Origin of the sequence: Vibrio ziniensis (assembly GCF_011064285.1) — a bacterium.
GTDB classification, from domain to species: Bacteria; Pseudomonadota; Gammaproteobacteria; order Enterobacterales; family Vibrionaceae; genus Vibrio; species Vibrio ziniensis.
The window spans coordinates 1,286,753-1,310,289 of the sequence record NZ_CP049331.1; the positions used below are offsets into that span (position 1 = coordinate 1,286,753).

Below are 23,537 nucleotides of genomic sequence, written 5' to 3' on the forward strand. Positions count from 1 at the left end.
TGATGTCCTTACTTCAGTTTAGCCAGCTCTTCGTTGAGCATTGGTAGGTCTAGTTTTTGCTCTTTTGCACAGCGTTTTGCGATTTCGTAACCAGCATCTGCGTGACGCATTACACCCGTTGCTGGGTCGTTATGCAATACGCGAGCGATACGCTCAGATGCGTCTTGAGTACCGTCACAGCAAATCACCATACCTGAGTGTTGAGAGAAGCCCATTCCTACACCACCACCGTGGTGTAGAGAAACCCAAGTTGCGCCACCCGCTGTGTTGAGTAGAGCGTTCAGTAATGGCCAGTCAGAAACAGCATCTGAACCATCCATCATACCTTCAGTTTCACGGTTTGGACTTGCTACTGAGCCTGAGTCTAAATGGTCACGACCAATTACGATAGGGGCTTTAAGCTCGCCATTTTTAACCATTTCGTTAAATGCTTGGCCTAAACGTTCACGATCTTTCAGGCCAACCCAACAGATACGCGCTGGTAGTCCTTGGAAACTGATGCGTTCACGAGCCATATCTAGCCAGTTATGTAGCTGTGGATTATCTGGGATCAGCTCTTTAACTTTTTGGTCTGTTTTGTAGATATCTTCTGGGTCACCAGACAGTGCTGCCCAACGGAATGGACCAATACCTTCACAGAATAGTGGGCGGATATAAGCTGGTACGAAACCAGGGAAGTCGAATGCGTTTTCTACGCCTTCTTCCAATGCCATTTGACGGATGTTGTTGCCGTAGTCCAGAGTCGCAGCGCCGCGAGCTTGTAGCTCAAGCATTGCACGTACTTGAACAGCCATTGATTCTTTTGCTGCTTTTACTACTTTTGCTTCGTCGCTGTTACGCATTTCAGCAGCGAATTCCATGCTCCAACCTTGTGGTAGGTAGCCGTTTAGTGGATCGTGAGCAGAAGTTTGGTCTGTTACTACGTCTGGAGTGATGTTGCGATCAACAAGCTCTTGGAAAATATCCGCAGCGTTACCTAGTAGACCTACAGATACTGGCTCATCAGATTCGTTGATGATAGCGAGAGCTTCATCTAGGCTTGTTGCTTTCTTATCAACATAACGAGTGCGTAGACGGTAATCGATACGTGATTCGTCACATTCAACAGCGATCATAGAGAAACCCGCCATTGTTGCAGCTAGAGGCTGAGCGCCACCCATGCCACCAAGACCGCCAGTCAGAACCCAACGACCTTTTGCTTCACCGTTGAAGTGCTTCTTAGCTACAGCAATGAAAGTCTCGTAAGTACCTTGAACGATGCCTTGTGAACCGATGTAGATCCAAGAACCCGCAGTCATTTGTCCGTACATCATCAAGCCTTCTTTATCTAGCTTGTTGAAGTGCTCCCAGTTTGCCCAGTGAGGGACAAGGTTAGAGTTTGCAATCAATACGCGTGGTGCATTCTTGTGTGTTGTGAACACACCCACAGGCTTACCAGATTGAACAACCAGAGTTTGGTCTTCTTCTAGACGCTCTAGAACTTCGACGATTTTGTCGTAACATTCCCAGTTGCGCGCAGCGCGACCGATACCACCATAAACCACAAGTGCATGTGGGTGTTCAGCAACATCTGGGTCTAAGTTGTTCATCAACATACGAAGCGGTGCTTCTGTTAACCAAGATTTTGCACGAAGCGTGGTTCCGTGTGGTGCACGAATAGTGCGGCTAGTATCAAGACGTGAACCTTGGTTTTGGTGCTGCGTCATGTGAGACTCCTTTTCATCATTAATTGGTTTGGCCTATGTAGTGCCAAACATCATTTGGTTTAAGCTCGGTTTCCGTGGAGCTTGAGTAAATCGTTTCTCTATATAAATAGAGAGTGACTGCTTAGTGGTGAGTAGACAGCTGTCAGGGTTTAGCCACTAAGCGCAAATTTGTTTAGGCTTAGTCGTTGCAAATAGCGCCATCGACAATACGAGCGTACAAACGAGGCACACCCACTTGGTAGCTGAGATCTGCTGGATGGTCGATGTTCCAAATAGCGATATCAGCATCAAACCCGGTAGTGATTTGACCGCGGGATTCACCGTAGCCTAGTGCTTTAGCTGCATGGCAAGTCACGCCGCGTAAACTTTCTTCAGGCGTTAATCCAAACAGAGTACAGCCCATGTTCATCATCAGCGTTAAGTCTGCAAATGGCGAAGTCCCAGGGTTAATATCGGTAGCCAATGCCATTGGGATTCTGTGTTGACGAAGTAAATCAACGGGTGGTTTTTGCGTTTCACGTAGGAAATAGAACGCGCCAGGAAGAAGCATTGCAACCGTCCCCGACTGTGCCAGTGCCTTAACACCTTGCTCATCAAGATATTCAATATGATCTGCGGACAAACCATTGTAGCGGGCAGTCAACTCTGTGCCGCCGAGGTTAGAAAGCTGCTCGGTGTGACCTTTCACTTTTAAGCCATGCTCAATAGCGCAGCGGAATACTTTTTCAGTCTGCTCTAGATTAAAACCAATGGATTCACAGAACACATCCACACTGGTTGCGAGTTCTTGCTCTGCCACTAGAGGAATGATCTCTTGGCAGATGTGCTCGATGTAATCGTCTGGGCGATCTTTATACTCAGGTGGTAGTGCGTGAGCGGCTAATAACGTTGTTGTGATTTTTACTCGGCGATGCTGTTCGAGCTCTTTAGCGGCTTTGAGCATCTTGATTTCATCTTCTAGCGTCAGGCCATAACCAGACTTCACTTCAATGGATGTCACGCCACTTTGTAGCAGTCCATCTAGTCGAGGTAGCGCTGTCTCAACCAACTGGTCGATTGACGCTTTACGTGTTGCGTTAACAGTAGAAAGAATACCGCCGCCTTGTGCTGCGATAGTTTGGTAAGGCACACCTTGCAGACGCATTTCGAATTCATTGGCGCGGTTGCCTTCAAACACTAGGTGAGTGTGCGCATCAATTAGGCCAGGTGTGACTAATTTACCTGTACAATCCACAACAAAGCTGTCGCTGGTGTCGACGGTTTGATCAGTAATTGCATCAATGCGTCCATCCTTAATGACGATCGTTTTTGGCTGGCTTGGCTGATAGCCTTCGTTTCCAGCTTCCATGCTAACAATGCGAGCGTTAGTTAAAACGAGTTCCATAACATTCCTACTTCTTTAGACGATCGTTATCGAGATAGTCGTAACGTGTTGCAATTTTATTTGTATGCTTAAATGTATATACAATTAATAATGCAATTAAACGTTTTTATCAAGCGGAATGTTGTGAAAATGTGAGAATTATATTTCTCGCTTTGCATGTCATAGCTAATCTATGGACATGCTTTTGAGGTTAACTTTTTAGTCTTAGCGTTTTGACATCAGTTGGGTAGCGTGACTTTTGACGTCAGTTTGTATTTCGACCCCGGATGATAGAGTAGAGCAGAACTTACCAGCTTATCCTCGCTCCATGTACGACGATTAAGCAGTAAACATGGTTCATTGCTCGTCAGTTCTAATGCGGTTTTGATGTGACTGTCAGGGACAATCGCCTCAACCGTATGTTCGATAGCACTGAGCGGGCAGTTTGCTGACAAGTACTGGTTAGGGGTTATCGTCGAGAAGTCTTGCTCAAGATAATTAGGCGCATAGCGACTGTTTACCCAACGAATTTCCAGCTGGAGTGGGGTGTCATTGGCGTAATGTAATATCTCACTGTAAAACACATTGCTGCCTACCATAATACCGAGCTTAATCGCCACAGTATCGTCGGCAACAATCGCACGCTGCTGCAATACCTTACTGTGGTATTGCTTTCCACGGCTCAATACTTCGTCGGCTATGTTACGAATATCAAGCAGCGGAGACTCTGCTTTTTCTTCGGGTACACAGACGAAAGTGCCTAATCGTGGTCGACGTTGCAACTTGCCTTCTGACACCAAATCTCGGATCGCTTTATTCACCGTCATACGGCTGACATTAAATTGCTCAGTCAATTCCAGTTCGGTGCTGATACGATGACCCACAGGCCAATGACCCGAATCGATTTTGTCGAGAATATAGTGTTTGATCTGTGTATAAAGTGGTGATGAAGACATGCTGCGCTCAAAGTTTAATTGAATATACAAATACTTTACGACTTAGAAGAAAAATGCAATCGCATAATTTCTCTTTATGCAATTGAAGTAAATAAATTTTTATTTATGTGATAAGGCACAAAGTATCATCTAATTGTATACTCATTCAAATCTTTGTTTTTGTGTCTGTTCTGTGCAAGTCATAGGTATCTAACAGGCAAAACTCTTTTTTATTTTAGAAAGTTACTTTAGAGATAAGTTATGCAATTTCCGACAACGATGACCTTCTTTGCCCGATTTGAAGCCGATATTCTATCTGGCAAAAAAGTGATTACTATTCGTGATGAAAGCGAGAAAGACTATCAGGTAGGTTCTGTGGTTGATGTTAGCACTTTGGAAGAAGGGCGTTGGTTCTGCCGTTTAAAGATAAAATCGGTTCAACCTGTGTTGTTTTCTGAACTTAACGAGTTTCATGCCGAGCAGGAAAACATGACCTTATCGCAATTAAAACAAGTGATTAATGACATTTATCCCGGTATCGAATCGCTGTACGTGATCCAATATGAACTAGCAGACTAAGTATTCTTTTTTCGACAATTGCTTGTTGTTTATCAGAAATAAAAAACGCCAACCCTAGGGCTGGCGTTTGTTGATATGAAGAATGCGACTAATCGCGTTTCCACATCATATGACAAGCTTTATGGTCTGGATCGAGACTGATGAGCATTCGAGCGAACACGTCATCCAGTTCATCATTGTCTTCATTGACGAGACCAATGCGGACTTCAGCGTAAGTTTCTTTATCAAATTCAAAACCTACTTGTTCTAGCCAGTCGTCGCCAATTTCTACGACTTCTGCAGCACCGCGGTCATCGAATTGTGCAGTAAACAAAATCACATCAACAGGTTCCAGATTGTCTGGAGCCATCTCAAGGAAAATGTCGTATGCCGCTTCGATTGCGTCGTCTAATGAGATCAATTCAGACATATTACGCTCGGCTCATGAACTTACGTTCAGTCGTGTTGATAACAACGCGCTCGCCGTTAGCGATGTATTCTGGAACTTGGATCGTTAAACCAGTAGCAAAACGTGCTGGCTTAGAACGAGCTGAAGCTGATGCCCCTTTGATTGAAGGGTCAGTTTCTTCGATAACCATTTCAACAGAAGAAGGCAGTTCGATAGCTACAGGTTTGCCATCTACAAGCACAACTTGCATACCCTGAATTTCTTCAGTGATGAACAAGCACTCTTCTTCGATGTCTGCTTTCTTGAAGTTAAATTGAGAGTAATCTGCATTATCCATGAAGATATACTCATCGCCATCAACGTAAGAGAATGAAATGTTACGTTTGTTCATGTCAACGGTATCTAGGAAGTCGTCTGACTTGTAACGCTCATCAACACGTGCGCCAGTGTTTAGATCTGTACAACGTAGTTTGTAGATCTTAGAACCACCACGACCACCTGGTGTTGTTACTTCGATATCTTTGATTAGTAGTGTTTTGCCGTTTGATACGATCGCAAAACCTTTTTTAAGTTCACTTGCCTTTGGCATGGAGTCTTATCCTTCGTTTTTCGTTTCGGCGCATTATACATATAGCCATACCCGAAAAGGAATATCTGACTGCAACTTGAGATAAGAATAATGCATTAAATTTGAGTTTCAAGGTTCACAAGCAGTCTAAGCTATTGATTCACGCTTCTGCTTAAGGGAACATAAATGGTCACTTTACTCTTTGGAGCTAACATTCGTTCATGACGCTTTTGGTTATTGACCCTAAACAGCCTTTTCAACCCGAATTCCAGCCAGCCGTTGATGACTTGGTGCGTTTTCTACGTGCCGGAGTGGGGGATGCACTGCACAGTATTTATCTCTACGGTAGTGTGGCTAGGAAGACAGCGGTGGCTGGTCAATCGAATATGGACGTTATTATTGTGACGAAACGTCCTTTTGAGGAGCGAAAAGTAACGTTACTCAATACGATTCGTTGGCGTTTCCAGAAGAGTTTTCCTTTTATTACCGATGTAAGCATTAAAACAGCTCTTGTCGACGAGATTGCCACCTTAGACAGTATTTTTACTTGGGGCTTTATGCTTAGGCATTGTTGTGTCTGTGTTTATGGCAATAACTTGGCGGAGTGTTTTGGTGATTTTGAGCCGAGCTGGGAAATTGCCAAGCATTGGAACATGGATATCTCAGACTGGATTCCAATATTGCGCGCTCGTATTGTCAAAGCGAATACACCACAAGAACAGCTTAAAGCGCAAAAGCAGATGGCTAAAAAGCTTCTACGAGCAAGTTACTCCCTCATTATGTATAGAGATAAACAGTGGTTTGATGATCCTGTGGATTGCGGACGTAACTTCCTCCGTTACCATCCTGAAATGCAACTTGAAGTTGATCGTTTAGGGTTACTGCTGAAAGATAAAGTTATTCCGAAACGTTCGGTTATTGGTTTACTCGATAGCTTCGGAGCTTGGTTAGTTCAGCAATACCAAAAAACCGAATTCCGCATTGGCTGATGGCTCAAACAGTGTCAGATAATTAAAACAACCCAAGCTGTGGCAGACTGATTGACTCAAACTGTAAGCCGACAAAAGGCAATATAGCATCGGCGACAGGCTTTAGCTGTTTATCAATATAATGCTGATAATCAATCCGGCTTTTCAGATACTCTTTTGGCTCTGGGCCATTTAGAGTCATAAGATATTCAATACGCCCACGATTTTGATACTGCAATGGTCTACCTAGCTGCATATTGATTTCATCAGCCATACGCGCAGCCCTAACTTGCGGCGGTACGTTTTTCTGATACTCATGCAGTTTTCGGCGTAAACGTTTCTGATAGATTAATTCGTCATCAAACTTGCCTGACAAGGTATCCTCAACAAACTGGCGAACGTAATTGTCAGGGCTTTCACCGTGGAAAACCATTGAATATAAAGTATGTTGAAAACGCTGAGCTAATGGCGTCCAATCGGTTCTTGCACTTTCAAGCCCTTTAAACACCATTTTTTCTTGTTTCCCTACACCAATAAGTCCTGCATAACGTTTCTTTGAACCAGTTTCAGATCCTCGAATGGTTGGCATTAAAAACTTACGATAGTGGGTTTCGTATTCGATTTCCAAATTCGATGTTAGCGCGTACGTCTGTTCTAAATGTTTTGCCCACCATTGGTTGATATTAGCAACCAACTTTTTGCCTATATCATCCGCTTCAGATTGATTGTGCTCGTGCCCAAGCGATACGAAGGTAGAATCGGTATCTCCATAAATCACTTGGTATCCTTGTTCTTCGACCAAAACCTTAGTCTGCTTCATGATTTCATGACCACGCATAGTGATACTTGATGCAAGGCGCGTATCGAAGAATCGGCAACCAGAGGACCCCAACACGCCATAGAAGGAGTTCATGATGATCTTAATGGCCTGTGAGAAAGCTTTGTCGTTGTTCTTCTTCGCAATGTCTCTGGCAGCCCAGAGTTTTTCAATCATCTGTGGCAAAAAATGTCTGCTACGGTGGAACTGCCCTCCGCGAAAGCCTGGTACGGCTTGATTCTCACGATTACCAATTTCTAGCTTTAAGCCCTCAATTAAGCCCAAAGGATCGATTAGGAATGAGCGAATAATCGATGGATACAGGCTTTTAAAATCGAGCACCAATACCGAGTCATACAATCCGGGAATGGAGTCCATGACGTATCCCCCCGGGCTTGCCAGCCAGTTTTCTGAATGTAGGTTAGGAGCAACATAGCCTGCGCGGTGCAGTTGCGGTAAATATAAATTGGTAAACGCCGCAACCGAACCTCCAACGCGGTCAAGTTCAACTCCGGTCAGCTTAGAACGCTCAATAGCGAAATCGAGCAGGTGTGTATGTTGGAATATTTTATTTACCAGCACGCAGTCTTGTAAGTTGTATTTGGCAAGCGATGGTTTATCGTGGCGATACATATGGTTAATTTCATCCATACGATCGTGCACATTGTGGATGTCTTTACCTTCACCGAGTAATTCTTGTGATACTGATTCTAGCGACCATGACCGGAATTGATAGGTAGCAGTTTTTAGTGTATCGATACCATCTAAAACAACACGCCCGGGTATGGTGATGAATCCTTGCTGGGTTTGACTCGCACTACGGAAAAAGCTTGGTTGGTTGCCTCTGCCGAGCATTAGCTTAGTTTTGTGCCACTCCGCGCGTTTGTGTAATAATCGAAAGTCAAAATCGATAACGCTCCAACCAACAATTACGTCTGGGTCGTACTGTTCAAACCAAGCACACAATGCTTGAAGTAATTCATATTCGCTGGAAACCCACTGAATGTTAGTATCTGCTTCTTCAGGTTCTCCAATCATGATGACGCGGCTATCCATCGGGCTATCGAGTCCGATCGAATATAAAATGCCTTTCTCCGAGCATTCCAAGTCTAACGAAACGACTTTTAACTTAGGTGTGTAATCACCAGTTTTGCACTTCGCATTGAGGACTTTCTGATAGCGTGAATAATGAGTGAAATCGCCAGTAAAGGTCATACTGCCTTGGATAAAACGCTCCATAAGAAAGCGGTCAGCCAATTTGATATCAGATTCCAAAATGAGAATGTCTGCTTGTTCAAAGAGCGTTTTTAGGGCGTTAGCTTGTTGTATTGTGTCGCAATAACAAGCTGCTAGCGGTTGCTGCTCAAAAGACATTATATCTAGATTGCGAATACTGGCTGTGAGCTTATTTGTTGCAAGAAGTTCATTCGCTTGAACGACAGTGGCTTGCTTAATAAAAAATATCGGCTTTTCATCTTTGATAATTAATTGCGTAGGACCTGCGTCAGTAGAAAGCCAAAGCTCTATGTAGGTTTGACCTTGAACGTCTCTTGATTGTCTTGTGAGTAGAAAGCCTTGCTGAATAGTCAAATAGTTATACCGAGCGAGAGAGTAAGCTAGAGGTTTATCTTGTCTGGGATAATAACAAAATCTTTACTAAATAGCAGAATCGATGTTTTCGTTTAAGGCGTATGCAGTTAAGTATCGATATCTCATGCAGAACAAGAGCTTGTTCAAAGTTCCTAAACAAGGCACTTTTATTGTATGAATACCCTGATATGTTTGTACGGTTGCTCAACGAATTGATATTTTTATAAATTCTCAATTTGTGGCAATGCCTAGAAATAAGTGCTTGCTAAAGTTTAGGTTTGAGCACATATTCAGTGCGAGAAAAAAATCCAATTTTGAGTTAGACTAGGCAGCCAAGCTGTTATCCACTACCTCGGTGGGTGCAGAGCCAAATAGATAAGTGTGGAGATACAAGAGTGATTAGTGTTTTCCTTGTAGATGATCACGAGCTGGTTCGCACAGGGATACGACGTATTATTGAAGACGTCCGTGGAATGAACATAGCAGGGGAAGCTGATAGCGGTGAAGAAGCGGTAAAATGGTGTCGTAATAACCATGCTGATGTCGTGTTAATGGATATGAACATGCCAGGCATTGGTGGATTAGAGGCTACCAAGAAAATTTTACGCGTGAATCCAGACGTAAAAATCATCGTATTAACAGTACATACTGAAAACCCGTTCCCAACAAAAGTTATGCAGGCTGGGGCTGCGGGTTATTTAACAAAAGGTGCCGCTCCTGACGAAATGGTGAATGCCATTCGTGTTGTGAACAGTGGCCAACGTTATATCTCTCCAGAAATAGCGCAGCAAATGGCTTTAAGTCAGTTTTCACCTGCTTCTGAAAACCCATTTGCCGATTTGTCCGAACGTGAACTTCAAATCATGATGATGATTACCAAAGGACAAAAAGTGACTGATATTTCTGAGCAGTTGAATCTGAGTCCTAAAACCGTTAACAGTTATCGCTACCGCTTGTTTGCTAAGCTAGATATTGGCGGTGATGTTGAGTTAACGCACTTAGCTATTCGACATGGAATGCTAGACACAGAGAAACTCTAGTGTCAGAAGTGTTCGACTCGTCCTCATTTCTAAAGACTGTGACAGATCAGCCCGGCGTTTATCGGATGTATAACGCCGATGCTGATGTCATTTACGTCGGCAAAGCCAAAGACCTCAAAAAGCGCCTTTCGAGTTATTTTCGCAAAAAAATCGACAGTGAAAAAACGCGTGCATTAGTAAGCAATATTGCCAAGATCGACGTAACGGTTACTCATACCGAAACGGAAGCGTTAATTCTCGAACACAACTACATCAAGCAGTATTTGCCGAAATACAATGTATTGCTGCGCGATGATAAATCATATCCTTTTATCTTTATCAGTGGACATAAACATCCGCGATTATCACTGCATCGTGGTGCTAAAAAGCGAAAAGGTGAGTACTTTGGACCTTATCCAGATGCTGGCGCTGTTCGTGAAACGTTGCACCTGATTCAGAAAATTTTCCCAGTACGCCAATGTGAAGATACGGTTTACAGTAACCGTACTCGTCCGTGTCTGATGTATCAGATTGGTCGTTGTGCTGCTCCATGCGTAAAAAGCATCATTTCCGATGAAGAGTATGCGGAGTTGGTGGATTATGTGCGATTCTTTCTGCAAGGGAAGGATAAGCAAGTGCTCGAAATTCTTATCGAGAGGATGGAAAACGCAAGCCAACAGTTAAGGTTTGAACAGGCGGCCAAATATCGAGACCAAATCCAGGCTATTCGTCGTGTTCAAGAGCAGCAGTTTGTTTCTGAAGATAGCATGGATGATATGGATGTGCTTGGTTTCGCACAGGAAAATGGCATTGCCTGTATCCATATTCTAATGATTCGTCAGGGGAAGATTCTGGGTAGTCGCAGCCATTTCCCTAAGATTCCAAACAACACTTCCCAAGAGGAAGTCTTTGAGAGTTTCTTGAGCCAGTATTACTTGAATCATAATGAAGCTCGCACTATTCCGACTAGAATCATCCTCAATGAAGGATTACTTGAAGATTCTGTTCCTTTACGTGAAGCCCTGCAGCAAGTCGCAGGTAGAAAGATTTCTTTCCACGTAAATCCTACCGGAACGCGATCTCGTTATTTGAAGTTGTCGAATACTAACGCGTTAACTGCAATTACGACTAAGATTAACCATAAAATGACTATCAATCAGCGTTTCAAAGCGCTGCAAGATGAACTGGATATGGATAACATTAGCCGTATGGAGTGTTTCGATATCTCTCATACAATGGGGGAGAGTACAATTGCCTCTTGCGTTGTGTTCAATCAGGAAGGTCCAGTCAAGCAAGAATATCGTCGTTACAACATCACAGGGATTACCGGTGGAGATGATTATGCCGCAATGGGACAGGTATTAGAACGCCGCTACTCTAAGCAGTTGGATGTTGAAAAGATCCCAGACATTATCTTTATTGATGGTGGCAAAGGTCAGCTTAATCGTGCTCACGAAGTGATTGCCAAATGTTGGGAAGATTGGCCGAAGCGTCCAAGACTGATCGGTATTGCGAAAGGTGTTACTCGTAAACCGGGTTTAGAAACTTTGATTACCGTCGATGGTGATGAATTCAATATGCCGAGTGATGCACCAGCGCTGCATTTAATTCAACACATTCGGGATGAAAGCCATAATCATGCTATTGCTGGACATCGAGCGAAACGGGGTAAAACTCGTCGCACCAGTGCCTTAGAAGGCATTGAAGGGGTAGGACCAAAACGTCGTCAAGCATTGCTCAAGTATATGGGTGGTCTGCAAGAGTTGAAGCGAGCTACCGTTGAAGAAATTGCCAAAGTGCCAGGAATTAGTGATTCTTTAGCAGAAAGTATTTATCAGGCATTGAAACAATAACGAAAATACATCACCATTAAGCTGCAGTTGATAAGAGCCTAATAATATGCGTTTTAACATTCCCAACATTTTGTCTTTACTACGACTTTTTCTGATTCCAGTATTTATTGTCGTGTTTTATCTTCCATACCAATGGGCTCCATTTGCTGCTGCAATGGTGTTCTGGGTTGCTGGTTTTACTGACTGGCTCGATGGGATGTTGGCACGCAAACTTGGTCAAACGTCTCGCTTCGGTGCATTTATTGACCCTGTGGCGGATAAAGTCCTAGTAGCAACAGCGTTAATTTTAATTACTGAGTATTATCACAACATTTGGATTACCATCCCTGCTGTCACTATGATCGCTCGGGAAATCATTATTTCCGCTCTACGCGAATGGATGGCGGAAATTGGTAAACGCGCAAGTGTTGCGGTTTCATGGATTGGTAAAGTAAAAACATTAACGCAAATGTTTGCTCTTTGGGTTCTTATCTGGCGTTATGACGATTGGATGGTTTGGTTAGGTTATGGTGCACTGTATATTGCGACGTTCCTAACTTACTGGTCAATGGCGCAATACTTGATGGCTGCCAAAGATGATCTTCTCAACGAAGAAAACCACTAAATTGATAGAAACGGGCGTAAGCCCGTTTTTTTATGCTTAGCATTTCATCTTTCGTGATATCAGGTGATGTAAACGATCGTTTAGTGGTTCTCTAATTTAGTTATCTCATGGAAAACATGAGCTTTTTTGCTAACAAATTGACCAATTTGGTGCTTTTTGAGTGCAAAATAGACAAACGATTTAAAATCAAAAAAATTGTGTTGACTCATTCCATCGAATCCGTAGAATGCATCCCGTACTCAAGAGGAACGCAGAATTAAAGCGAGTTTCTTGAAGTTGAAGGCGCGTTAGCAGAGTGGTTATGCACCGGATTGCAAATCCGTGTACATCGGTTCGATTCCGGTACGCGCCTCCATTGCGACACTAGCTCAGTTGGTAGAGCGCAACCTTGCCAAGGTTGAGGTCACGAGTTCGAACCTCGTGTGTCGCTCCAAATTAAATTGATATGGCTCAGGCGATATCAAGATGGTAGAAATATGCCATCAAACAGAATTGTGTGCCCTGGTGGTGAAATTGGTAGACACAAGGGATTTAAAATCCCTCGACTTTCGAGTCGTGCCGGTTCAAGTCCGGCCCGGGGCACCATATAAATTGCGACACTAGCTCAGTTGGTAGAGCGCAACCTTGCCAAGGTTGAGGTCACGAGTTCGAACCTCGTGTGTCGCTCCAAGATAAGAAACCTCGATTATTCGAGGTTTTTTTTCGTCTGGAATTCAAAGAAACATCCCTGAATTGGCCCGTTATACCATTCTGGATAATTCCCTGATCAGTGAATAGGCGTCGATAAGCAGACCCTCCGAGCCATGGATGACTCGGCGGAGCTTCAGGGGCGAATGAATGCGCGTTTGCGTTTGACGCCTATTCGCTGTTCTGCCGATGCTCAGTCTGACCATATTTTTATCTAGGATGGTATTATCAAGATTGCTATGTACGCGTCTATGGAAACTGAGTTCAACTCTGTTTATTTGTTGGGCTGTAAACGATAAATATTGCCGTTGTCGGTTGTAAAATAGATCCACCCATCAGGGGAGAGCTTTATATCGCGTATTCTCTCTTGTAAGTCTTCCAATATTCTTTCTTCTTTAACCGCTGAGTGATTCTCATCCATAGTAATCACATTGATATGTGTGAGTTTCAAAGCGCCAGTTAACAGTTTGCCATTGAAGTCGGGATAACGGTTGCCTCTATAAAGCAATAAACCGCTTGGAGCGATAGAAGGTATGTAAACTTTTGAAGGTGATTCTACACCTTCTGCTTCTTTGCTTTCACCCACATCTAGCGGACCCCAATACTCTTTGCCATACGAAGTCTTCGCCCAACCATAATTGGCGCCTTTCTTAATGAGATTAATTTCGTCTCCGCCTCTCGGACCATGCTCAATTTCCCATAAATCTTGAGTCTGCTGATCAAAATACAAACCTTGGGGATTTCGGTGTCCAAAACTCCAAATCTCAGGGCGAGCGTTCTTAACTTTTACGAACGGGTTATCATGAGGAACTGTCCCATCAATATTGAGTCTGAGAACACTGCCTGCATGTGTTGACAGATCTTGACCATTGGGTCTTATTCCTCGATCTCCTACGGTGAAAAATACATGTTTATCGATGAAAACGATTCGGCTACCAAAGTGACGTGAGGTATCAGAATTTGATACTGTGACTAGCAAATCATTCCACTGTGTTACTTTGTTTTCATTGAATGTTGCTATCGCTAATGTGGTGTCTGCACCCGAACTGGTTTTCTTGCTGTAGGTGAAATAAAACGTTTGGCGGTCATAGGGTGAAAGGGCAATATCAAGCAGTCCTCCTTGACCTTGTGCAGCCACGTCTGAAATTTTTAGCAAATCCTGCTTTGTGTTGTTCTCTAAATCGACGATTAGAATCTTGCCATTGCGTTCGGTGACCAAGACTTTGGTTTCATTGATAAAACTTATACTCCACGGAACTCGTAAACCTTCCATTACTTTCTCAACTCTATATTGAGCCAATGCGGAAATGGAAACGACACAGAGCATTAGAAGCAATATGTTTTTTTTCATCAAATGCATTCATCTCTTTGGTGACTACACAAGAAAAGCATAGCTAGAAACGTAGATGAACGCTTGTTGAGGATGGAATTAATATGTGACCAAGCATGTCATAACTGGATGAAAATGAATCAAATTGTGCTTCAAATGCAACTTTTCCTACAAGGTATGTCGTATAGTGCTTAAATAATAAGTGTTAACATTACATTCACTATGGGTATCTAAGTGTGAATGATTAGCACAGATCTTAGGAAGATAGTATTAGATGAAGTCGTTTGAGTGGGATAAGCATTTTGAAACAGGCCTCAATGAGGTTGATGAGCAGCACCTCTACTTGGTTGGGTTCGTTAATCAATATGGAGGGTTGCTATCAGAAAATAGCGTTTCTACTGAAGATGTGCGCAAGGCATTGTTCGAGTTGGCTCGTTATGCTGAGTTTCATTTCATTGAAGAAGAACAACTGATGCGTAATGTCGGTATTGCTGATGAGCATCTTAACGAGCATATTCAGGTTCATCGTTCATTTATGCTCGAAATTAATAGTATGCAAGCTTTCATCACAGACGATGATCATCGGCCTGCTGTCTTACTGTTGGAATTCCTTATTCATTGGCTCGCATACCATATCCTTGGTATCGATCAGAGTATGGCTCGTCAGATAAGGGCGATTGAGGCTGGAGAAGATCCTTTCGAAGCTTATAAGCGTGAGCAACGAGAAAGAGACGCTGCGATTGAGCCGCTGCTTAATGCGTTAAACGGTTTATTTCAGCAAGTGTCTGCCCGAAACAAAGAACTGGTACGTTTAAATCAATCACTAGAAGATATAGTTGAAGAACGTACTCGTCAGTTACATCGCGCTAACAAGCAATTAGAAAAACTCTCACTGACTGACAGTCTTACTTCTTTGCCAAATAGGCGTCAAGCCATGCAACAGCTACATGATTACTGGCATCGAACGGTTGAGGACGGTACAAACCTGACATGCATGATGATTGATGCTGACCATTTCAAACAAGTCAATGATACCTGTGGGCATGAAGCTGGAGACAATGTGTTGGTGGCGTTTTCTCGTTGCCTTAAAGAGAGATTTCGCAACGATGACATCGTGTGTCGATTAGGTGGTGATGAGTTCTTTGTGATCTGTCCAAATACCGATTTAGATGGCGGTATGCATATTGCCCAGCAAGTTCTTATGGATATTAATCAGCTAAAAGTCCCCTTTGGTAACGATGTTTGGGCCGGTAGTATGAGCGTCGGCGTCGCCCAATTTCATCCTGAGATGAAAGAATACTCAGTATTGATGAGCCTTGCCGATAAGGCACTGTATAAAGCTAAGCAGCATGGGCGAAATCAAGTTCGTTCTGCTAAGTTCGAAAGTCTTTAAGTTGGCGTCAGCAGATCCCATTTTTAAGGGTGTAAAAGTGTCTAATATTTTGGGATTTAAGCATTCCGCCTTGTTGTCTAACTTCTGATAAATTTACTTGCTTAATATTTAAACGAAAGTGCAGTTGAAGCGTATTTCAATTTGGCTTTAACGTCAGCTTTCGTTACTATGTACAGCTATTTGAGATATCCCAAGAAACCCATACGGTCACTCTTTATGACTCACATTTTGAGAGTCGACGGAACCCTTTTGGGCTCCTTATGGAAACTGCTAACCAGCAGACGAGGAAACGATGCAACATCTACAAGAGATTATTGCTAATGCGACAGCGGCGATTGACGCTGCGTCGTCGTTAGTTGCACTTGATGAAGTGCGTGTTCAGTATCTGGGTAAGAAAGGTGAACTAACTGTTCAACTTCAAAGCCTAGGTAAGTTACCACCTGAAGAACGTCGTACAGCAGGCCAAGACATCAACGTGGCTAAAGCGGAAGTTCAAAAAGCGATTGCACTGCGTAAAGATGCTCTGCAAAGTGCAGAGCTTGAAGCTAAGCTAGCGGCAGAAACCATTGATGTGACACTACCTGGTCGTCGCATTGAAAATGGTGGTCTTCACCCAGTGACTCGCACTGTCGAGCGTATTGAAAAGTTCTTTGGTGAATTAGGCTTTAGCACTGAGTCTGGTCCTGAAATCGAAGATGCATTCCACAACTTTGATGCGCTAAACATTGCAGAAGATCACCCAGCACGTACTGACCACGATACCTTCTTCTTCAATCCAGATTTGATGTTGCGTACTCACACTTCAGGTGTGCAAATCCGTACTATGGAAAATGGTAAGCCACCATTCCGTTTCATCGCACCAGGTCGCGTATACCGTAATGACTACGACCAAACTCATACCCCAATGTTCCACCAAGTTGAAGGTATGTTAGTTGATGAGAATGTAAACTTTGCTCAGCTTAAAGGTATCCTGAATGATTTCCTTTGCAACTTCTTCGAAGAAGAGGTTGAGGTACGTTTCCGTCCTTCTTACTTCCCGTTCACTGAACCTTCAGCAGAAGTAGATGTTAAAGGTAAAAACGGCAAATGGCTTGAAGTACTAGGTTGTGGCATGGTTCACCCTAATGTACTACGCAGTGTTGGTATCGACCCTGAAAAATACTCTGGTTTCGCATTCGGTATGGGCGTAGAGCGTTTAACTATGCTTCGTTACGGCGTAAACGACCTACGAGCGTTCTTCGAAAACGATCTTCGTTTCCTTAAACAGTTCAAGTAATTCAAGGGTAGAAACACAATGAAATTCAGCGAATCATGGCTTCGTGAGTGGGTAAACCCAGCGGTTACTACTGACGAACTAACGCACCAAATCACTATGGCTGGTCTAGAAGTCGATGACGTACTTCCAGTAGCTGGCAAATTCACTGGCGTAAAAGTCGGTCACGTTGTTGAATGTGGCCAGCATCCCGACGCTGACAAACTACGTGTAACGAAAGTTGACGTGGGTGAGGCAGAGCTATTAGACATCGTTTGTGGCGCGCCAAACTGCCGCCAAGGTCTTAAAGTTGCTGTTGCAACTGTGGGCGCTGTACTTCCAGGCGATTTCACAATTAAGAAAGCGAAATTACGTGGTCAGCCTTCTCACGGCATGCTTTGTTCATTCTCTGAGCTAGGTATTGACGTAGAGTCAGAAGGCATCATGGAATTGGCTGAAGATGCGGTTATCGGTACTGATTTCCGTCAGTTCTTAAGCCTAGACGATGTGACTGTTGATGTTGACCTGACGGCAAACCGAGCGGACTGTTTTAGCATCCGCGGTATGGCTCGTGAAGTCGGCGTTTTAAACCGTGCAGACGTAACTGAACCTTCAGTTGCTCCAGTTGCTCCTTCAATTGATGATGTTGTTTCAATTGAAGTGAAAGCACCAGCGGCATGTCCACGTTACCTTGGTCGTGTTATCAAGAACGTAAACGTTCAAGCTGAAACGCCACTGTGGATGCAAGAGAAACTACGTCGTTGTGGTATTCGTTCGATCGATCCAGTGGTTGATATCACAAACTACATGCTTCTAGAGCAAGGTCAGCCAATGCACGCATTTGACCTAGCGAAAATTGAAGGCGGTATTGTTGTTCGTCTAGCTGAACAAGGTGAAAAGTTAACTCTGTTAGATGGCACCGAAGCTGAGCTAAATGCTAACACTCTTGTGGTTGCTGACCACAAACAAGCACTAGCTATTGCAGGTATCTTCGGTGGTGAAGGTTCAGGCGTGAGTACTGAAACGAAAGACGTACTACTAGAGTGTGCATTCTTTGCACCTGACCATATCCGTGGTCGTGCTCGTAGCTACGGTCTACACACTGATTCTTCAATGCGTTTTGAGCGTGGTGTGGATTTCGCACTGCAAGTGAATGCAATGGAACGCGCAACACAGCTTCTTGTTGAAATCTGTGGTGGTGAAGTTGCACCTGTAGTAGCGGTTGAGTCAGAAGCTGACTTACCTCAGCCAAATACAGTATCACTGCGTCGTACTAAACTTGATAGCCTATTGGGCCACCACATTGCTGATGCAGAAGTGGTTGAGATCCTTGAACGCCTTGGTATGTCTGTTGAAACAACAGATGCAGGTTGGACTGCAAGAGCGCCAACATGGCGTTTCGATATTGCTATTGAGCAAGATTTGATTGAAGAAGTTGGTCGTATCTACGGTTACAACAAGATCCCAAATCAAGCACCGATTGCAGCACTAAACATGAACGCTCAAAACGAAGCGAATTTGCCGCTTAAGCGTGTTCGTGACCTTCTTGTTGACCGTGGTTACCATGAAGCAATCACCTACAGCTTCGTTGAGCCTGAGCAACAAAAACTGATCGTTAATGATGTTGAACCTCTGATTCTGCCATTCCCAATTTCTGCGGACATGTCAGCAATGCGTTTAGGTCTGATCCAAGGTCTGCTAAACACCGTTGTTCATAACCAAAAACGTCAACAGCCACGTGTTCGTCTGTTCGAATATGGTCTACGTTTCATTCCATGTGAAACTGCGGAAAACGGTATGCGCCAAGAGCCGATGCTTGCTGGTGTTATTGCTGGTGCTCGTGGTGAAGAACACTGGGGCATGGAAACGGCAACGGTTGATTTCTTCGATCTGAAGGGCGATCTAGAAGCCATTCTAGAGCTATCAGCGAATGAAAAGGCTTACAGCTTCGTTGCAACTCGTCATCCTGCTCTACATCCAGGTCAGTCTGCTGCGATTATTGTAGATGGCAAACAAGTGGGTGTGATGGGTACTGTTCATCCAGAACTTGAGCGTAAATTTGGCCTGAATGGTCGCACAGTTGTGTTTGAAATCGAGTGGAGCGCAATTAACTCACGCGTTATCCCTGAAGCCGCTTCAGTTTCGAAGTTCCCTTCAAACCGTCGTGACATTGCTGTTGTTGTAGATGAAAGCATTGCATCTGGCGATATCGTAGCTGCATGTTATGCCTCAGGTGGTGAACTTCTGAAAGACGCAAAACTGTTCGATGTATACGTAGGTAAGGGTATTGAAGAAGGTAAGAAGAGCCTTGCGATTGCACTAACCTTACAATCAGTTGAACGTACCCTTGAAGAAGCAGATATTGCAGCAGCAGTCGATGCTATCGTTAAAGCGGTATCTGAACAGTTTGGTGCTAGTTTACGTGACTAACTGGGCTTATATCCCGATAAATCGATAAATTAGTTCTAGAGAGCAGGCCTAAAGCCTGCTCTTTTTTTTACTTATGGATTGTAAAGTAACTGATACCATCCTAGATATAAATATGATCAGACTGAGCATCGGTAGAACAGCGAATAGGCGTCAAACGCAAACGCGCATTCATTCGTCCCTGAAGCTCCGCCGAGCCATCCATGGCTCAGAGGGTTTGCTTATCGACGCCTATTCACTGATCAGGAAATTATCCAGAATGGTATGAAATGAGAAAAGGCGAGAAACTATATACAAATCAGGAAAAACTCTAATTTATTGATAAATAGCTAAATTATATAAGTTGGAAATAGGAAAATTTTTCCATTACTCAATAAGATTTAAAATCTATAGAACGAAATTTATTTAGATTTATATTTTGAATATTGTCGGGTTATTGTTCATTATTTGGTTTTAAATTTTCTTTATGTCGGAATTATATGCGACTGATTTAATGTGACTTGTCGTTGGGAGCAAATAAAAAAGTTGGCGAAAATCATAAGCTTGGCATACACTTTTCTCGTAAAGCTGATATGTCGTTGATTGGCTAAACAAAATTGCTTTGGCGCTGTCGTTGGACAGCAAGGTTAAACATAGCTTTGAGGGAAGTTTTATGGCGCTCACAAAGGCCGAATTGGCTGAAAACCTGTTCGAAAAACTAGGGTTTAGTAAACGGGATGCCAAGGAAACGGTTGAAGTGTTTTTCGAAGAAATTCGTAAAGCACTAGAAGGTGGCGAACAGGTAAAACTCTCCGGTTTTGGTAATTTTGATTTACGTGACAAGAATGAACGTCCTGGTCGAAATCCAAAAACGGGTGAAGACATTCCGATTACCGCTCGACGAGTTGTTACGTTCCGTCCGGGGCAAAAATTAAAAGCCCGCGTAGAGAACATTAAAGTCGCGAAATAGTAGCCAGTATTAGACCACGCCAAGTTGCGTGGTCTTTTGTTATCAGCCTTAATTATACTGAATCAACCACCTATTACTTATGTAGTAACAGGTGGTTGAATTGTTTTAAGCGGCTTGGATATGCGTGGTGATGTATGGCTGCCAAGCCTGTTGGTAAAGATTTTTTGATTCGCTACGAATGCGATTAATCTTAGCCGTTTCTAGTGACGTGTAAGACCGTTGCTCTCGTTTAGCGAGTCGTTCTATGTGCTGGATTTGTTCATACAGTTTATGTTCAGCACCATTTTTCACGTCTGCAATCGCTTGTAAGTGAAACTGCACTTCCGCGATGATGCCAGTTTTAGGTAACTCAACAAGAATGTTTAAGTCTCGATATCCTGACGGAGCAGGGGTTTTGAATCGATTCTTCACTTTTACAATCGTTACTTCTTTACTGAGGGTTTCATAGGCATCCATCAGGCTAGAAATATCATTTGCTACAATTGTTGCTCGAGCTAAGTCAGTGATACGTGCTGTATCTCCATCCAGCTCAGTGTTCACTTTTTCCTTTGCTCGGTGAGCAGATTTGACACCTGCAAAATAAGCTTCGGTTGATGTTAGTAGGGCTGTGCTTTTGCATAGCGTTTCCAGCTCTGCTTGGGCATAGTGGGATTTGCTATAGAGTACATCGAAGTCATCGTATGGTTGAAATACGGTATCTTCGGTCGTTGAGATGGCATACAAACCGCTTAAGCTATGTTTGAAGCGCTGGGATGTAAGTTGATTTTCAAATTCTCCACCTTGTGCTTTTGATGGCATTGTCGGTGGTACAGCTGCGAACGCCGGTGCTCGGCTCAATACTAGAAGCATTAGGGCCGTGGTACGTAGGAACTGGCTCATTCACTCTCCTTGGTTTGTGCTGAAAAATCAAAAGTGGCATTTCAAGGCGCATTTTTCAGATTACAAAGCTAAGAAGCTTTACTAGTGATATGGAGTTATAACAGCTCGATTCAATGTCTTTTCTGAGTTCAATATTGTTATTGTCTATAGGCTCACACTTTTCGCTTGTGTAAATAAGAGCTTTAACAGGTAGTTAGAGTTCCTATTGATGTTGTAAAAGAGTGTTACGCGTCATGTGCAGTGAGATTTGACTATCTCTGCGAATGAGAAATGGGTACTCTTACGAGCCAATAATCGTAGACACACTTTGAGAGTATTGATGAAAGATCCCGAATTCTGGCATAGCAAATGGGCATCCAACCAGATTGGTTTCCACTTAGATGATGTCAATCCGCTGTTAATGGACCACTGGCACAAAACAGAGCCTAAAAAAGAAGAAAAGGTCTTTGTTCCTTTGTGTGGCAAGAGCGAAGATCTGGTCTGGCTTGCGACGAAGCATGATGAAGTACACGGTGTTGAACTCAGTACTATTGCGGTTCGTTCATTCTTCGCTGAGCATTTTTACACTCCGTTAGTGATTCAGGTAAACGGGCATCACGAGCTATATCAGTTTGACGAACTTTCCATTTACACCGGCGATTATTTTACTGCTCCTGTTGGCACTTACGACATTGTTTACGACAGAGCGGCACTCATCGCTCTACCTGAGGAGATGCGTAAAGAGTATGTCGAACGCCTTAAATCGCTATTGAATCCGGGTGGGCGAATTTTGCTGGTTACATTAGATTATGAACAGCATGAAATGGCAGGCCCTCCATTTAGTGTTCCTCAAGTTGAAGTTGAAGAGCTGTTTGCTGAGTTTCGCGTAGAAAGGCTGTATCAAGATACGGCAAATGCTCAACATCCTAAGAGAGCGAAAAAAGGCCTATCGAGATTTTCAGAAGAGGTTTGGCTGATTAAAAGCTAACTCTAGAAATGAAAGAACCCAGCATTTGCTGGGTTCTTTTTTAAGAATTGAGCTTAGTAAATAATCTTCACTGCTTGCGCACAGTCCAGCGCTTTATCTACGGCTTCAGTGGTATCTTTACCACGAGCTAGAGCCACGCCTAAACGGCGACGACCGTCGATCTCCGGTTTCGCAAACAGACGAATTTGAGATTGAGGAATAGATAATGCTTCACCAATGCCGTCAAAACGGATGTTGGTTGAAGTGCCTTGGCCTAGAATTGCAACGGATGCCGAAGGTCCATATTGAGTAATTTGACCAATAGGCATGCCTGTAAACGCGCGCACATGTAATGCGAACTCAGAGACGTCTTGGGATACCAAAGTCACCAGACCAGTATCATGTGGTCGAGGAGACACTTCGTTAAAGATAACGTGGTCACCTTTAACAAACAGTTCAACACCGAAGATGCCATATCCACCAAGTGCATTCACGATTTGCTCTGCAACGTATTCTGCCGCTTTTAGCGCATTTTCAGACATCGCTTGTGGCTGCCATGATTCACGATAGTCACCATCTTCTTGACGATGCCCAATCGGCGCACAGAAGTGAACACCGTCAACCGCACGTACGGTCAATAGAGTAATTTCATAGTCGAAGTCGATGAAGCCTTCAACAATTACGCGACCAGCACCAGTGCGACCACCTTCTTGCGCGTATTTCCACGCTTTCTCGATGTCCGCTTCAGTTTTGATGACGCTTTGACCTTTACCAGAAGAGCTCATTACTGGCTTACAAACACATGGGATACCAACATGCTGCACCGCGGCGACGAAATCTTCATAGCTATCTGCAAACTTAAATGGTGATGTTGGCAGAGATAATTCTTCAGCTGCTAAGCGACGGATACCTTCGCGGTTCATGGTTAAACGAGCCGCTCTAGCGGTTGGAACGACGTTCAGACCTTGTGCTTCTAATTCTACTAATTTTTGTGTCGCGATAGCTTCAATTTCTGGAACGACGTAATCAGGCTTTTCTAGTTCGATGATCTTCTGAAGTGCTTCACCATCTAGCATGTTAAGAACATGGCTACGGTGAGCAACTTGCATCGCAGGTGCATCTGCGTAGCGGTCACAAGCGATGACTTCAAGGCCTAGACGTTGGCATTCAATCGCCACTTCTTTGCCAAGTTCACCAGAACCAAGTAAAAGTACACGGGTTGCGTTATCACGTGTAGCAGTCCCAAACATAGAGATTCCTTTTGAATTATTAGGTAGTAGCTAA

The 23,537-nt window shown here is 43.6% G+C and carries 19 protein-coding genes and 4 tRNA genes; 14 read left to right on the forward strand and 9 right to left on the reverse strand.

The window, feature by feature from the left end:
• Positions 1 to 8 precede the first annotated feature (8 nt).
• The 3 genes from hutU to hutC all read right to left on the reverse strand — a co-directional run bounded on the left by hutU (position 9) and on the right by hutC (position 4,025).
• Positions 9 to 1,706 (reverse strand): urocanate hydratase, encoded by a 1,698-nt coding sequence (gene hutU / locus G5S32_RS05880; RefSeq protein WP_165311140.1) that lies wholly within the window; start codon positions 1,704 to 1,706, stop codon positions 9 to 11.
• Between the two features lie 178 nt (positions 1,707 to 1,884).
• Positions 1,885 to 3,090 carry an imidazolonepropionase gene (gene hutI / locus G5S32_RS05885; RefSeq protein ID WP_165311141.1) on the reverse strand — a complete coding sequence of 402 codons (1,206 nt, stop codon included), beginning with the start codon at positions 3,088 to 3,090 and terminating at the stop codon, positions 1,885 to 1,887.
• A 218-nt stretch (positions 3,091 to 3,308) separates the two neighbouring features.
• Positions 3,309 to 4,025, reverse strand: coding sequence for a histidine utilization transcriptional repressor HutC (hutC, locus tag G5S32_RS05890; protein WP_165311142.1), 717 nt, complete (start codon positions 4,023 to 4,025; stop codon positions 3,309 to 3,311).
• 240 nt (positions 4,026 to 4,265) lie between these two features.
• On the opposite strand from hutC, the gene yqfB reads away from it, so the two are divergent.
• Positions 4,266 to 4,583 (forward strand): N(4)-acetylcytidine aminohydrolase, encoded by a 318-nt coding sequence (gene yqfB / locus G5S32_RS05895; protein ID WP_165311143.1) that lies wholly within the window; start codon positions 4,266 to 4,268, stop codon positions 4,581 to 4,583.
• A gap of 88 nt (positions 4,584 to 4,671) precedes the next feature.
• Here the strand turns inward: yqfB and G5S32_RS05900 are convergent, their stop codons facing one another.
• Positions 4,672 to 4,992: an HI1450 family dsDNA-mimic protein gene (locus G5S32_RS05900; RefSeq protein ID WP_165311144.1), complete on the reverse strand. Its 321-nt coding sequence runs from the start codon at positions 4,990 to 4,992 to the stop codon at positions 4,672 to 4,674.
• A gap of 1 nt (position 4,993) precedes the next feature.
• Positions 4,994 to 5,560, reverse strand: coding sequence for an elongation factor P-like protein YeiP (gene yeiP, locus G5S32_RS05905; protein ID WP_165311145.1), 567 nt, complete (start codon positions 5,558 to 5,560; stop codon positions 4,994 to 4,996).
• Between the two features lie 200 nt (positions 5,561 to 5,760).
• On the opposite strand from yeiP, the gene G5S32_RS05910 reads away from it, so the two are divergent.
• Positions 5,761 to 6,528 (forward strand): nucleotidyltransferase domain-containing protein, encoded by a 768-nt coding sequence (locus G5S32_RS05910; protein WP_165311146.1) that lies wholly within the window; start codon positions 5,761 to 5,763, stop codon positions 6,526 to 6,528.
• Positions 6,529 to 6,550: 22 nt separating this feature from the next.
• Here the strand turns inward: G5S32_RS05910 and G5S32_RS05915 are convergent, their stop codons facing one another.
• Positions 6,551 to 8,914: a DNA polymerase II gene (locus G5S32_RS05915; RefSeq protein ID WP_165311147.1), complete on the reverse strand. Its 2,364-nt coding sequence runs from the start codon at positions 8,912 to 8,914 to the stop codon at positions 6,551 to 6,553.
• 395 nt (positions 8,915 to 9,309) lie between these two features.
• On the opposite strand from G5S32_RS05915, the gene uvrY reads away from it, so the two are divergent.
• From uvrY to G5S32_RS05950, 7 genes are all read left to right on the forward strand, one after another.
• Positions 9,310 to 9,954: a UvrY/SirA/GacA family response regulator transcription factor gene (gene uvrY / locus G5S32_RS05920; protein ID WP_042488427.1), complete on the forward strand. Its 645-nt coding sequence runs from the start codon at positions 9,310 to 9,312 to the stop codon at positions 9,952 to 9,954.
• Positions 9,954 to 11,786, forward strand: a complete 1,833-nt coding sequence (gene uvrC, locus G5S32_RS05925; RefSeq protein WP_165311148.1) for an excinuclease ABC subunit UvrC — start codon at positions 9,954 to 9,956, stop codon at positions 11,784 to 11,786. The genes uvrY and uvrC overlap by 1 nt, the downstream gene beginning before the upstream one ends.
• Positions 11,787 to 11,832: 46 nt before the next feature.
• Positions 11,833 to 12,390 (forward strand): CDP-diacylglycerol--glycerol-3-phosphate 3-phosphatidyltransferase, encoded by a 558-nt coding sequence (gene pgsA, locus G5S32_RS05930; protein ID WP_165311149.1) that lies wholly within the window; start codon positions 11,833 to 11,835, stop codon positions 12,388 to 12,390.
• A 281-nt stretch (positions 12,391 to 12,671) separates the two neighbouring features.
• Positions 12,672 to 12,745 (forward strand) — tRNA-Cys (locus tag G5S32_RS05935).
• 2 nt (positions 12,746 to 12,747) lie between these two features.
• Positions 12,748 to 12,823: transfer RNA gene (locus G5S32_RS05940), tRNA-Gly, on the forward strand.
• A gap of 65 nt (positions 12,824 to 12,888) precedes the next feature.
• Positions 12,889 to 12,975, forward strand: a tRNA-Leu gene (locus tag G5S32_RS05945).
• Positions 12,976 to 12,983: 8 nt separating this feature from the next.
• Positions 12,984 to 13,059, forward strand: a tRNA-Gly gene (locus G5S32_RS05950).
• A 292-nt stretch (positions 13,060 to 13,351) separates the two neighbouring features.
• Here G5S32_RS05950 and G5S32_RS05955 read toward each other — a convergent pair.
• A complete protein-coding gene (locus G5S32_RS05955; protein WP_165311150.1) occupies positions 13,352 to 14,428 on the reverse strand; it encodes a PQQ-dependent sugar dehydrogenase in 1,077 nt (358 codons plus the stop codon).
• Between the two features lie 253 nt (positions 14,429 to 14,681).
• On the opposite strand from G5S32_RS05955, the gene G5S32_RS05960 reads away from it, so the two are divergent.
• From G5S32_RS05960 to ihfA, 4 genes are all read left to right on the forward strand, one after another.
• On the forward strand, positions 14,682 to 15,800 hold the full coding sequence (locus tag G5S32_RS05960; RefSeq protein WP_165311151.1) for a GGDEF domain-containing protein: 1,119 nt from the start codon (positions 14,682 to 14,684) through the stop codon (positions 15,798 to 15,800).
• 292 nt (positions 15,801 to 16,092) lie between these two features.
• On the forward strand, positions 16,093 to 17,076 hold the full coding sequence (gene pheS / locus G5S32_RS05965; protein ID WP_165311152.1) for a phenylalanine--tRNA ligase subunit alpha: 984 nt from the start codon (positions 16,093 to 16,095) through the stop codon (positions 17,074 to 17,076).
• A gap of 18 nt (positions 17,077 to 17,094) precedes the next feature.
• Positions 17,095 to 19,482 carry a phenylalanine--tRNA ligase subunit beta gene (gene pheT, locus G5S32_RS05970; RefSeq protein WP_165311153.1) on the forward strand — a complete coding sequence of 796 codons (2,388 nt, stop codon included), beginning with the start codon at positions 17,095 to 17,097 and terminating at the stop codon, positions 19,480 to 19,482.
• Between the two features lie 649 nt (positions 19,483 to 20,131).
• Positions 20,132 to 20,428, forward strand: a complete 297-nt coding sequence (gene ihfA, locus G5S32_RS05975; RefSeq protein WP_165311154.1) for an integration host factor subunit alpha — start codon at positions 20,132 to 20,134, stop codon at positions 20,426 to 20,428.
• Between the two features lie 105 nt (positions 20,429 to 20,533).
• Here the strand turns inward: ihfA and G5S32_RS05980 are convergent, their stop codons facing one another.
• Positions 20,534 to 21,307 (reverse strand): RelA/SpoT domain-containing protein, encoded by a 774-nt coding sequence (locus tag G5S32_RS05980; protein ID WP_165311155.1) that lies wholly within the window; start codon positions 21,305 to 21,307, stop codon positions 20,534 to 20,536.
• Between the two features lie 319 nt (positions 21,308 to 21,626).
• Here G5S32_RS05980 and G5S32_RS05985 point away from each other — a divergent pair, with 319 nt between their 5' ends.
• A complete protein-coding gene (locus G5S32_RS05985; RefSeq protein WP_165311156.1) occupies positions 21,627 to 22,274 on the forward strand; it encodes a thiopurine S-methyltransferase in 648 nt (215 codons plus the stop codon).
• 53 nt (positions 22,275 to 22,327) lie between these two features.
• Here the strand turns inward: G5S32_RS05985 and purT are convergent, their stop codons facing one another.
• Entirely contained in the window at positions 22,328 to 23,503 is a 1,176-nt protein-coding gene (gene purT / locus G5S32_RS05990; RefSeq protein ID WP_165311157.1) for a formate-dependent phosphoribosylglycinamide formyltransferase, read from the reverse strand.
• Positions 23,504 to 23,537 lie beyond the last annotated feature (34 nt).